The sequence below is a fragment of the Clostridium sp. MF28 genome (assembly GCF_002969175.1).
Lineage (GTDB): Bacteria > Bacillota > Clostridia > Clostridiales > Clostridiaceae > Clostridium > Clostridium beijerinckii.
The window spans coordinates 2,834,680-2,846,858 of the sequence record NZ_CP014331.1; the positions used below are offsets into that span (position 1 = coordinate 2,834,680).

General features: G+C 30.6%; 12 protein-coding genes. 6 read left to right on the top strand and 6 right to left on the bottom strand.

All coding sequences use genetic code 11. The annotated features are described in order from the left end of the window. Positions 1-83: 83 nt before the first annotated feature. The 5 genes from AXY43_RS12155 to AXY43_RS12175 all read right to left on the bottom strand — a co-directional run bounded on the left by AXY43_RS12155 (position 84) and on the right by AXY43_RS12175 (position 7,260). Positions 84-1,301, bottom strand: a complete 1,218-nt coding sequence (locus AXY43_RS12155) for an N-acetylmuramoyl-L-alanine amidase family protein (RefSeq protein ID WP_105411609.1) — start codon at positions 1,299-1,301, stop codon at positions 84-86. A 144-nt stretch (positions 1,302-1,445) separates the two neighbouring features. After that, positions 1,446-2,690, bottom strand: a complete 1,245-nt coding sequence (locus tag AXY43_RS12160) for an N-acetylmuramoyl-L-alanine amidase family protein (RefSeq protein WP_105411610.1) — start codon at positions 2,688-2,690, stop codon at positions 1,446-1,448. 50 nt (positions 2,691-2,740) lie between these two features. Further along, entirely contained in the window at positions 2,741-4,288 is a 1,548-nt protein-coding gene (locus tag AXY43_RS28455) for an N-acetylmuramoyl-L-alanine amidase family protein (protein ID WP_105411611.1), read from the bottom strand. A gap of 230 nt (positions 4,289-4,518) precedes the next feature. Next, positions 4,519-5,793, bottom strand: a complete 1,275-nt coding sequence (locus AXY43_RS12170) for a cadherin-like beta sandwich domain-containing protein (RefSeq protein WP_105411612.1) — start codon at positions 5,791-5,793, stop codon at positions 4,519-4,521. Between the two features lie 165 nt (positions 5,794-5,958). After that, positions 5,959-7,260 (bottom strand): N-acetylmuramoyl-L-alanine amidase family protein, encoded by a 1,302-nt coding sequence (locus tag AXY43_RS12175; RefSeq protein WP_012060918.1) that lies wholly within the window; start codon positions 7,258-7,260, stop codon positions 5,959-5,961. 888 nt (positions 7,261-8,148) lie between these two features. Here AXY43_RS12175 and AXY43_RS27935 point away from each other — a divergent pair. Further along, a complete protein-coding gene (locus tag AXY43_RS27935) occupies positions 8,149-8,349 on the top strand; it encodes a hypothetical protein (RefSeq protein ID WP_146145459.1) in 201 nt (66 codons plus the stop codon). Positions 8,350-8,459: 110 nt separating this feature from the next. On the opposite strand, the gene AXY43_RS12180 is transcribed toward AXY43_RS27935, so the two are convergent. Continuing rightward, positions 8,460-10,187 carry an N-acetylmuramoyl-L-alanine amidase family protein gene (locus AXY43_RS12180; protein WP_105411613.1) on the bottom strand — a complete coding sequence of 576 codons (1,728 nt, stop codon included), beginning with the start codon at positions 10,185-10,187 and terminating at the stop codon, positions 8,460-8,462. A 233-nt stretch (positions 10,188-10,420) separates the two neighbouring features. Between AXY43_RS12180 and AXY43_RS12185 the strand changes: the two genes are divergently transcribed. From AXY43_RS12185 to AXY43_RS12200, 5 genes are all read left to right on the top strand, one after another. Further along, the gene (locus AXY43_RS12185) at positions 10,421-10,678 is read left to right on the top strand and encodes a hypothetical protein (RefSeq protein WP_105411614.1); all 258 of its coding nucleotides are present in this window, start codon (positions 10,421-10,423) and stop codon (positions 10,676-10,678) included. 20 nt (positions 10,679-10,698) lie between these two features. Then, a complete protein-coding gene (locus AXY43_RS12190) occupies positions 10,699-10,920 on the top strand; it encodes a hypothetical protein (RefSeq protein WP_039773671.1) in 222 nt (73 codons plus the stop codon). Positions 10,921-11,308: 388 nt separating this feature from the next. Further along, a complete protein-coding gene (locus AXY43_RS12195; protein WP_039773673.1) occupies positions 11,309-11,560 on the top strand; it encodes a hypothetical protein in 252 nt (83 codons plus the stop codon). A gap of 45 nt (positions 11,561-11,605) precedes the next feature. Continuing rightward, complete coding sequence (locus tag AXY43_RS27940; RefSeq protein ID WP_155715590.1) at positions 11,606-11,749, top strand: hypothetical protein; 144 nt, start codon at positions 11,606-11,608, stop codon at positions 11,747-11,749. A 66-nt stretch (positions 11,750-11,815) separates the two neighbouring features. Continuing rightward, positions 11,816-12,082 (top strand): hypothetical protein, encoded by a 267-nt coding sequence (locus AXY43_RS12200; protein ID WP_039773675.1) that lies wholly within the window; start codon positions 11,816-11,818, stop codon positions 12,080-12,082. The last annotated feature ends 97 nt before the right edge of the window (positions 12,083-12,179 follow it).

A 12,179-nucleotide genomic window follows, 5' to 3' on the forward strand; every position in this document is an offset into this window, starting at 1 on the left:
TCCTATGGAACAAATATGTATCCAATTTCGGCTAGGATTCTCACTACGCAACACTATCTACTAATTCAAAATTTTCTTCCTAATTATCTATTGTACCAAGCTCCATCTGATCCTAATTTATATTCACCAACTGTTGTGCTATAAGCCATAGACCCATCATTATTTAAATAATAATATTTTCCATTACTTATATCTTTAATCCATCCAACCTGCATTGTTCCTTGTGAATCTAAGTAATACCAATTTCCATTTACTAATTGCCATCCTGTTTTTCTAGCTCCATCATCGCCTAGATAGTACCACTTTCCATTATTATTCAGCCAACCTGTCGCCATATTCCCATCTGCTTGTACAAAATAGTTTTGCACCCAAGTATTCTTTACTGAGTTACCTGTTGAATCTTTGTATTGCCATTTCCCATCAACTTGAACCCATTGACTTGTTTTGGTAACTTCTGCTTGTTCACTGCTTTTAGAGTTATTATTTGAATTATCTTTACCTCTAGTAATATTTAAAGTATATACTCTTTCATTATCATCATCATCTTCAACTTTTATGTCTATTACATTTTTCCCTTTATTTAATGATACATCATCCTTAAATTTATCATCTTTATCAACTTTTACTCCATTTATTTTTACCTTATAATCATCATATTTACCGCTATCGCAATCAGGCCTTGCACGTATTGTAATTTTACTTAAATCTTCTGGAACCTGCACGTCATAAGTATAAACTTTTTTTGAGAAGTCTATATTCCCTCCCATTAACGTAATACTGCTTAAGTATACATTATCTGAATCTTCATCGTCATCATCATTTGATTCAGAATATTTTACTCTAATCTTATATTCATTTACATAAGAATTATCACTATATTTTACTGTTCCCGGATCTCCGTTATATACTCTTACGGTAATAACATTTGTTCCAGATGATAAGTCAACATCCTCTCCAATATCTTTTCCTTCAGTATCTGATGATGTTTCTTCAAATACCCTTATATTATCTGAATCCACCCCATCTGCATCTATATTTATTTCATCTGCTGAAGTTTTTCTGGTATAGTAGGTCTTTCCAGGCTGTACATCATCACTGTCTACCCTATGCTTATCTGTACAATCACTCTCACTATAAAGAGACATATTATCTCCGTTTGAATCTTCTACTGTTAAATTAGTTATTTTATTAGCTGCATAAGCTTTAGTAGTTAGTAGACTCAAATTAGCTACTGGTGCAATTGTACTAACAGTATTTACAGCTAATATTATGGCTATTATTTTTTTCAAATTTCTGTTCATATATTACCTCTCCTTTTAGGCATATGAAATAAAATAACAAGTTCAAAATACCATGGTTATTTTTTTATTCTGCCTTATATAAAATAATATAAAGAACGCCTATTTCATAAGCGTTCTTTATTTTTAACCCGATTAAAATTAAATTTATTTAATCCAAGCCCCATCAGCGCCTAATCTATATACACCAATTTTAGTGTTATAAGCCATAGACCCATCACTATTTAAATAATAATATTTTCCGTTCCTATCTTTTACCCATCCAGTCTGCATTCTTCCTTCTGAATCTAGATAATACCATTTTCCACTTGATTGTTGCCATCCAACTTTCTTAGCTCCATCTGTTCCAAAGTAATACCAGTTTCCATTAAGATTTAACCATCCTGTAACCATATTTCCATCAGAATTTAAATAATAATTTTGTATCCAACTATTCTTTACCACTTTTCCTTCTGCATCATTATACTGCCATATTCCATTTGTTTGTACCCATTGATTAGCTTTAACATCTTTACTTCCTGTATTTGTATTAGTATTAGTTGAACTATTATTTGTATTACTTGAAGAAACATTTCCTCTATTTATAATTAAAGTATATACTCTATCTTTATTATTATGTTCAATTTCTACTTTTATGATATTTTGACCCTTTTCCAAGTTAACAGTCCTCTTATAATTATCATCATAATCAGCATCTTCACCATCAATAGTAACATCGTAGTTATCATTTTCTGGTGTTGCTTTAATTGCTACTTGGTTTACATTACTATCTACATTATAAGTATACTTAGTTATTGAATTTGATAAATTTATAGTACTTCCAGCTATGCTAAGTCTCTCCAAATAAATATCATCAAAATCCGTTTTATCTGAATCAGCTTCGTCTACATGTCTTACCTTTATTTCATATGTATTTAGCAGATCATACTCATTATCATCATGCTCATTATTTCTTACACTTTCACCGTCTAGATCTTTGCCATATACCTTTATAATAAGATCAGTAACAACTGATTTATCTGTCAACTGAATATCATCCCCTACTTCTTTACCTTTAGTAGAGTCTGCACTTCCTCTAAATACCCTGACAAATCTATCATCTGGCCCGCTTATATCCACACTTACAGTTTTTGATGAAGTTTTGGCATAATATGTTTCATCTTCATGAACATCTTCTTCCTTAACTCTATTCTTATAATCATTATCATCATACAGTTTTACATTATTACCATCACTATCATCTAATGATAAGCTATCCAATGTACTTTCATCATTAGTAGTCGAAGCATAAGCCCTTGTAGTTAATAGATTTATCTTCGAAACTGGTGTTGCCGCTGAAATTGTTCCTATAGCTAGTACAATTGCAATCACTCTCTTTATATTTTTATTCATAGTCTATCCCTCCACTTTTATTATGCATTCTCATTCTAATCTGGTGATTTCTATTTTTGTATCCAAGCACCATCATACCCTAATTTATATCCGCCTACTGTTGTATTATATGCCATAGCACCATTGCTATTTAAATAATAATATTTTCCATTTGAATCTTTAATCCAACCTGTTTGTATCTTACCTTGTGAATCCAAATAGTACCAAGACCCATCTACTAACTGCCAGCCTGTCTTCCTAGCTCCGTCGCTTCCTAAATAATACCAGCTTCCATTATAATTTAACCATCCAGTGGCCATATTTCCGCTGTCAAGTAAATAATAATTTCCTACCCAAGTATTTCTAACAGAATTTCCTGATGCATCATTATACTTCCATGCTCCATTTACTTGTACCCATTTATTAGCATTAGTTTCTCCTCCAGTGGTGTTATTTTGTGTTGAAGTCACACTTCCTCTAATCACAGTCAAAGTGTAAACTCTTTCTTCACCACTATTTTCATTTTTAACGTCTACTTTAATTTTATTTTCGCCATCTTTTAGATTAACGGTTGTCTTATAATCATCATCATCAAATACTTCATCACCATTAACCTTAACTGTATAAAAATCTTTTTCTGGTTCTGCCTTAATTGTTACTTTATTTACATCACTAGGGACATTAGAACTATAACTTACTTGTGATTGTGATAATGAGAAAAGTCTTCCATCAATGCTTAGTTTATCTAGATAAATACTATCTTGATGTTCTGGTTCTGCTGTATCTTGCGAGCTTGTACCATTTGATGAATAATTTCCTCTATTTATTATCAAAGTATATACTCTATCTTTATCACCATCTTCAAGTTCTATTTCAAACTCATTTGTGCCTTCATCTAAATCTACTTCTTTTTTATAGTTATCTGCACTTTGAACATTTTTATTATCAATAGTAACATCATAATCGTCATCTTCTGGTGTTGCTTTAATTGTTACTCTCTTTACATCACTAGCAACATTATAAGTATAAGTTGATTCTGATTTTGATAACTCAACCTTATTATTATTTACGCTAAGTCTTTCTAAATAAATATTATCCTTATTTTTGCTTTGACTATAATTTGCGTTCTCTACTTTAATCCTATATGTACTTAAAACATTATAATCGTCATTGTCTTTGTATCTCATATTATCATCTGGTTCTTTGCCATACACCTTTATAGTAAGAGTTGTAGTTGAAGAATCATCTGATAAATCAACATCCTCCCCTACCTCCTTTCCTTTTGAAGAAGATGATGTTCCATTAAACACTCTAACATAGTCTTCATCAGGCCCATCAATTTTTATACTTACAGTATCTGATGAAGTTTTTGCATAATAAGTTTCTCCTTCTTCTACATCACTGGCATTTACTTTACTGCTATAATCGCTATCACTATATAGTTTTATATTGTTCCCGTCTTCATCATTTAATTCTAAGCGATCTAAATAATCATCATCGTTATCAGTTGCTGCAAAAGCTTTTGTAGTTAATACATTTATATTTGTAGCAGGCGCTGCTGCTGAAACGATTCCAAGAGCTAACGCTATTGAAACTATTTTAATCATATTTTTCTTCATTTTATTTCCCCCGTTTCTACTTATATATTTAATTAGTAAATACATCCTTAATTAATTATATATCAGGATTAACAATTAAAGTAGGCCTTTTGAGTTTTTTAGTAATATTACCACTAATATAAAATATTGTAAATATATTTGCGACTGCTAAATATATTTATTTAAAGCAAAAGAAACGTCTATTAAATAAACGTTCTTTTGCTTTTTCAGTTATTATACTATTTATATTCTTAGTTAATCCAAGCTCCATCTGATCCCAGCTTGTATTTACCAATCATTGTATTATAAGCCATAGATCCATCGCTATTTAAATAGTAATACTTTCCACTACCTAAATCTCTAACCCATCCAGTTTGCATTGCACCTTCTGAGTCTAGGTAGTACCATTTTCCACCTGCTTGTTGCCATCCTGTTTTTCTTGCTCCATCAGAACCTAGATAGTACCACTTTCCACTATAATTTAACCACCCAGTAGCCATATTTCCATCAGCTTGTACAAAATAATTTTGAACCCATGTATTTTTCACTGTATTTCCTGTTGCATCTTTATATTGCCAGTTTCCGCCAACTTGTACCCATTTATTTGTAACAGTTGCTACAACATCAGTTGCACTGCTTGGTGAACCTGAAGCTGTATTTGTTGTACTTCCTGTAGTTGATGATGTGCCTCCTCTATTTATGATTAATGTATATACTCTTTCATCATCACCATCTTCAAGTTCAATTTTGATTTTATTTTCACCTTTTTTTAAATCTACATCTGATTTGTACTTATCATCATCATCTACACTATCGCCATCTATTGTAACGTCATAATCTTCATCTTCTGGAGTTGCTTTAATTGTCACTTCATCTGTATCACTGCTTACATTATAAGTATATTCAACTTTTGATTTAGATAAACTTATACTTTGACCATCTACACTAAGTCTATCTAGGTAGATATCATCGTAATCATCTGAACTGTCACTTGAATCCTCATCATCTGAATCCGAAGAATCAGCTGTACATTTAACCTTTATTGTATATTCACTTGAATAATCGTCATCTTCATATCTTACATCATCATCTGGTTCTTCATCATATACTCTTACAGTAAGAGTCGTAGTTGAATCTTTATCTAAACTTATATCACTACTTATTTTTTTACCTTTAGTAGAATCTGAAGTTCCCTTAAAAACTCTAACATATTTTGAACTTGGTCCGTCTATATCTATATTTATAGTATCTGATGAAGTCTTAGCAAAATACTTCTCACCAGCCTCCACATCATCTGCATCAACTTTATCATCGCTATCATAGCTACTGCTTTCGTAAAGCTTTATTTTGCTTCCGCTTTCAGTAAGCAATTGTAAGCTTTCAAGTTCAGTCTCATCATTTGAATCGTCATCAGATGATGCATAAGCTTTTGTAGTTAAGAAATTTATATTTGTTACAGGCGCTACTGCTGAGATAGCTCCTATTGCTAATGCAATTGCAACTATTTTTTTCAAATTTTTATTCATAATGTTCTCCCTCCACTTTAAGCACGCGAAATAAATAATAGGTATGCATACTTGTCTATTATTTTTTGATTGTGCTTTAATTACATATTATGATTATTTTACCACTTAATTCATTATTGTGCACTTGACACACACAAGTTTACAATTTATTTAACAGAAGTATTATTATTCTAATTCTCCATCCGTGCCTAATTTATATGCACCTATTGCAGAATCTTTTATCATTTTACCTGTAGAATCTAAGTAATACCATTTCCCGTTTGAATCTTCAATCCATCCTGTCTCCATAGCTCCACTACCATCAAGGTAGTACCAGTTTCCAGTTGAATCTTCTAACCATCCCATTTGCATAGCTCCACTTTTATTTAGATAATACCAATTTTTATTTGTATTTACCCATCCGGTCTGCATTTCACCGTTCTCGTTGAAATAATACCAGTTGTTATTATCACTAAACCATCCTGTAGTTCTAAAGCCATCTTGTCCTAAATAATAATTCTTTCCAGTATCCTTATCAAACCACCACTTATTTTTTAAAACCGAGCCTGTACCATCTACATATCTCCATTTTCCATCTACTCTTTGCCATGCATTAAGGCTGCCTTCTTGAGTTTGAATTGCAAAGTTTTGGCCGTTTGAAGAATCAGTTTTATTTGCTGATTTACCCCTATATACATTCAAAGTATAAGTTGTATCTTCATCCTCATGCTCAACATATATTGTTATAGTATTATTTCCTTTATCTAAATTAACTGTCTTTTCGAAATTGTCATCTTCATATACTGAGTTTCCGTTAATTTCTATATAATCATCATCATCGTCAGGGTTAGCTCTAACAGTTAATTTATCAACATCTTCACCAACATTCACATCATAAGAAGTTTTATTTTTGGAAAAATCAACACTTCCATCACTTAAGTAAATTCCATCTAAATAAGCATATTCTCTATCTTCTTCTGCTTCTGATGTACTACTTTCTTTTCTTGCATGAATAATATAAGTCTTTTCACAATCACTTACATCTCCGTCATTATAAGCTTCCTTATATGCTTCTTCACTCTTATATGTTCTTAGATAGATATCTTTATATCCTGAACCGATATTAACATCTTGTCCAACATCTTCACCTTTTTCTGATCTGCTTGATGAAGTGAACATCTTAACTACATATCCGCTTCCTTTTACTTCTGCAGCTACATTAAAGTCACTCACACCTTTAAGCTGCACATAATAGTCAGTATCGCTTGACAAATCTACTTCATCTCCAGAATAACTATCAAGCAATTTAATTTTACTTCCGCTACCCCAAGTCAAATCTAACGATTTTAATTCTCCATTACTAGCATCATTATATGTTGATGCATAAGCTTCAACGCTTCCTAATAGAAAATTGTTACTTGGTGCAAATCCTGAAACAGCTGCAACCACAAGAGTTGCTGCAATTATATATTTAATTTTTTTATGCATAAACTTCCTCCCTATTTTTATTCATAAAATTAATCTATTTACTTTTACATAACTTACTTATTATATAAATAAACATTATATAGTTATAATAACATAACTTAATTTAATTATAAATATAGAACTATAATCCTATACTATTCCAAGTATACTACATAGTTCTAAAAATTCTATTATATAAATATTAATTTTTTATAAATAATTAACTTATATATGTTACAATTCACAATGCACATTTCAAAATTTCTACTAAAATTCTTGCAACATTTTCAGACTTATGATGAAGAATTGTTTTTTAATGTATATATCATATCATCAAAAGATATAAAATAATTTTTATCCCATAATATATGTAGCTATTTCGCATGAACAATCTATAATTGAATAATCTATAATATTGTTGGTTTAAACTTTAATTTAGCAATCATTTGATTAATTAAAACAAGAACTCACTTATAAGAATAAAGCGAGTTCTTGTTTAGTTACTAGTATAGATAAATATCTTTAAAACTAGATTTATGTGATAACTTACCGAAATCATAAATATTTTGATTCCGAAAAGCTATGAAAATATCGTTGAAGATCTAAGCAGCAGGTTGCACACACTTTAGCATGCTCCAACTTTCCTATTGAAGCTCAACTCATTACATTCGCTGAGGAAGTTCGAGAACCCAAAATAAAATGGAACAACCTGCAACTAAGAACCTTTAACAGCTCATTTTCAAATGTTTTCTCCATAGTATGACCCTTGTGATTACAAATATAGATAAACAGAGGCGTATATTAACTTATACACTTAATTAAGCTATTGAATTTGCTAAGTTTAGATAATTGTATAAGTCTACTTTCGAGCGTGGGTATCTATATCCAATTATAAGCTAGACTTATACTATGAAATATATCCCAACTAGAAATAAGAATTATGCTTTTGTGAAATGTTTCATTAGGAATTTGATGGTTTTGATTCTTAGATTAAAAGTTGTTCCAAGTATGCTAGTTCAAAGCTCGCCTTTGAGGCTAGCATCTTGGATGCAACTTGTGATCTTAGAATCATCCATCATAATTTCCTTAGAAACTGAAACAACAGCATAATCCTTATTTCGGCGAACTATGTCATAAATTCAAGTCTCACTTGTCTCATCTATAATTTAATCTAAAAACTAAATTAAACGTACAATTAAATTAATGTTCATAATATTTTCCTAAAGTATTAAAGCTCCACTATTATTGAATTTATACTCTTTTCCATTAATAGTTCTTGTTCCAGTTGCCATGCTACCATCTTCAGTTAAATAGTATTTTGAATTATAGTCAATTAACCATCCTTTTTGCATTGTTCCATCTGCATTAAAGAAGTACCACTTTCCACCATCTGATAACCAGCCTGTCCTCATTGATCCATCTTGATTTAAATAATACCAATTATCAACTTTTTTAGTATCATTATCTCCTGAATTAGTTGATGCATCAGTGTTCTTTTTTTGATCATCTACTGTTTCTTTATGCCAGCCTGTAAGCATTGCTCCGTCAGATCCCAATAAATACCACTTTTCATTATCTTTTTGCCAACCTGTAAGCATTGCTCCCTTACTATCTAGCAAGTACCATTTTTCATTATCTTTATGCCAGCCTGTAACTCTTAGACCATCTTTATCTAAGTAACAGTATACTTTTTGATCTTTATCATAAAGCCATGAACTTTTTAATACTTTTCCATTTTCATCATAATACTTCCAACCATCATCGGTTTGAACCCATTGAGATTTTTTATCAGATGTATCCCCAGTATTATTGTCCTTGCTATCATCTGCTTCCTTACCTCTATTTATAGTCAAAGTATAAGTTCTCTTTTTATCATTTAACTCATCTTCAACATTTACCTTTATGACATTTTTCCCTTTATCCAATGATACTTTTTTTTCATAGTCATCACTTGATCTTACTTCATCTCCATCAATTGTAACTGAATAATCGCTATCTTCTGGCTCTGCACCTATAGTTATTTTACTTACAGACTCATCTAAATCAACGTTGTATGAATTATCATCTTTAGAAAAGTCAATATCGCCTTCACTTAAAGTTATATGATCTAAGTATATATCATCTTCGTTATCAGAATCGTCTCCTCTAGTAACATTTAATGTATATGTTCTTTGATTATCCTTACTATCTGTAACTTTTATTTTAATCTCATTTTTACCTTTATCTAAAGATACAGTTTTTTTATAATTATCGCTAGAATCTACTAAAGATCCATCTACTCTGACTCTGTCGCTATTACTCTCAGGAATTGCTTTAATCCACATACTATCAACATTTTCATCAACTTTTATATCATAGCTTGTTTTCCCTTTTAAGAAATCTATATTTCCTTTGCTTAAATCAATCTTATCTAAATATATCGAATCTTGAGAATCATCCTCATAAGAACTTTCTTTAGTCTTTCTTACATTTAGCGTATATTCTTCTTTACAATTTGATACATTATTCTTTACTTTATTAAATTCTGATTTAGACTTATAAGTTCTTATATATAAAGTTGTATCACCTTTTCCAAGTAAGATTTCATCTCCTGGATCATAAGCTGTAGCATTTTCTGCATCAGATGTAAAAATCTTAACTACATAATCATCACCTTCAGCGTCAGCCGTTATCTTAATTCCATCACTATCATCAGTAAGCTTTGTATAGTATTCTGTTTCATCGCTTAATTTTACTGTATCTCCATTATACCCATCACGCAAATCAAGAGTTTCTCCATCTAAAGATTTTATCTTTAGAGTTTTTAATTGTTCATCGTCTGGAGAATATGAAGACGCATAAACAGGTTTTGCTCCTACAAAATATGTATTTAATGTCGTAGGTGAAATTGTTGAAATTGTATTGACAGCAACTGTGATCGCAATTATTCTTTTTATATTTTTATTCATAAAATTCCTCCTCATCCATTATAAAGTGAATTTTTTAAAAATAACAAAAAAAAATCACTTAACATAATTTTACCATGTTTTTTATATAAAATCTAAATATTTCTAGCATTAATACGACTCTTTTTTCAGATAATAAGATATAACTAAGTTTTATTTACTTTAGTTATCGCAAAATTTTAGACATTATGTACTATAAATAAATTTCAAAATTTAATACGTGAGGAGTGATTACAATGAGCAAAGAAAGAACACCATATAATCCTACTCCAGGAGATTATGATGTTGAAAAGTTATCTGGTACAAGGCCTGAATCTTCTAATAGGCAAGAAGGACGAGATAACATTGCACCAACTAGAAGTTTAAATCCCCTTTCGACTGACGGTCCTAATAAAAATATAACGAGTTCAACATCTTCTAAACCGCATCCAGTAACAGGACCTGTTGCTATGAATTATGAAGATGCTTTTGAATATAAAAATCATAATATTTGAGAAGTTAGGAGTGATTATTAATGAGTAAAGAAAAAATGTCATCTAATGAAAATGAAAAATATTATTCTGAAGAAGAATTAACTGATTCACATCCATCAGACCCAAATGATTCTGAACTAAAAAAAATAAAAAGTATGTATCTTCCGGATTCAAAAGCCGACCATGCTCCAAGTGAAAAAAGTATTGAAAATGCTAATGGATTGGAACATCCTGAACCAGTCAAACCAAAATCACTAATATAAATAGCATGAATATAACTTTATCTATATAGATAACCCAACTAAGACCTGAACTTATGCATATAACTCGCCGAAATGAATAATATACTTTTGTTCCAGTTTCTAGGTAATTCTGATGGGTGATTCTAAGGCTATAAAGTTGCACCCAAAGTTCTAGCCTCAAAGAACAAGCTTTGAACTAGCACATTTGGAACAACTTATAGCCAAAGAATCAAATCCATCAAAATTACCAATGAAACATTCCACAAAAGTATATTACCCATTTCTATTTGGGATATATTTCATAGTATAAATCCAGCTTATAATTGGCTTATCTATAACAAGTCAAAATCTGTTCTAAATCTATATTTATATTGTAAATAATATTGAGCAAAAGATAGGAGTGATTTTTATGAGTCAATCAAAAATTCCATTTAGCATAAACCCTGGCGATGATTATCCAATGGAAGAGTATAGTAAGGAAAATTCATCAAAATCAAGGGCTTCTGATTCTAAAAATGTACGAAAGACTGCTGATTCAGGTGAAAGAAATGCTAAAAGTTTAAATAATGCAAATATATCTAGAACTAATCTAGATACAGAGCTTATTGATCTAAATGCTGACGGCGACTCTGATGAATCTAAATATAGTGATTTAATATAAATAAATTAAGATAAGATAGTTTAATAAGATTAGGAGTGATTCTATATGAGTAAAGGTAAATATCCATATGTTCCAACTCCAGAAGATGTTCCTGCTCCAGATTTAAGTTATATTTTTTCACCAGAATCTAAAAACTCTGGTAATAAAAATGATAACGAGAACACTGATTCACAAAAAAGAAATTCTTAAGCTTAAGCAAAGATATTGCAACACGAATCTATATAATAAAAGTAATTAAGTTAGGAGTGATTTTATATGAGTAAAGAAAAGAAAGTATCTCATACTTCCGATGTGAGAGATGGTAGTAAAAAAGACTTTACTAATTCCTACTTGCCAAAAATGAGAACTAATTATCATCCAAGCAGAGATGATGTTGAAAGTGCAACTGGCGTGGATTTTCCTATAAATATGCCTAATCCAGCAGTTGACCCTATTGTTGTAAATAATATAGCTAGTCAAGAATTTGATTACACACAAGATATGCTTTCTCCCGATAATTATGAAATAGATGGAGATGATTAGTTATATAAATACTTATAATAAATCCAACAATAAGCACTGCAAAAAATTCAATAGATTTTTGAATAAATTTCCCGCTGTTGGTAAGAATAATATTCGT

Bases quoted from the DNA above. Each gene is read 5' to 3' on its own strand.
- AXY43_RS12155 (WP_105411609.1), bottom strand. From the start codon at position 1,301: ATGAACAGAAATTTGAAAAAAATAATAGCCATAATATTAGCTGTAAAT.
- AXY43_RS12160 (WP_105411610.1), bottom strand. From the start codon at position 2,690: ATGAATAAAAATATAAAGAGAGTGATTGCAATTGTACTAGCTATAGGA.
- AXY43_RS28455 (WP_105411611.1), bottom strand. From the start codon at position 4,288: ATGAAGAAAAATATGATTAAAATAGTTTCAATAGCGTTAGCTCTTGGA.
- AXY43_RS12170 (WP_105411612.1), bottom strand. From the start codon at position 5,793: ATGAATAAAAATTTGAAAAAAATAGTTGCAATTGCATTAGCAATAGGA.
- AXY43_RS12175 (WP_012060918.1), bottom strand. From the start codon at position 7,260: ATGCATAAAAAAATTAAATATATAATTGCAGCAACTCTTGTGGTTGCA.
- AXY43_RS27935 (WP_146145459.1), top strand. From the start codon at position 8,149: ATGAAATATATCCCAACTAGAAATAAGAATTATGCTTTTGTGAAATGT.
- AXY43_RS12180 (WP_105411613.1), bottom strand. From the start codon at position 10,187: ATGAATAAAAATATAAAAAGAATAATTGCGATCACAGTTGCTGTCAAT.
- AXY43_RS12185 (WP_105411614.1), top strand. From the start codon at position 10,421: ATGAGCAAAGAAAGAACACCATATAATCCTACTCCAGGAGATTATGAT.
- AXY43_RS12190 (WP_039773671.1), top strand. From the start codon at position 10,699: ATGAGTAAAGAAAAAATGTCATCTAATGAAAATGAAAAATATTATTCT.
- AXY43_RS12195 (WP_039773673.1), top strand. From the start codon at position 11,309: ATGAGTCAATCAAAAATTCCATTTAGCATAAACCCTGGCGATGATTAT.
- AXY43_RS27940 (WP_155715590.1), top strand. From the start codon at position 11,606: ATGAGTAAAGGTAAATATCCATATGTTCCAACTCCAGAAGATGTTCCT.
- AXY43_RS12200 (WP_039773675.1), top strand. From the start codon at position 11,816: ATGAGTAAAGAAAAGAAAGTATCTCATACTTCCGATGTGAGAGATGGT.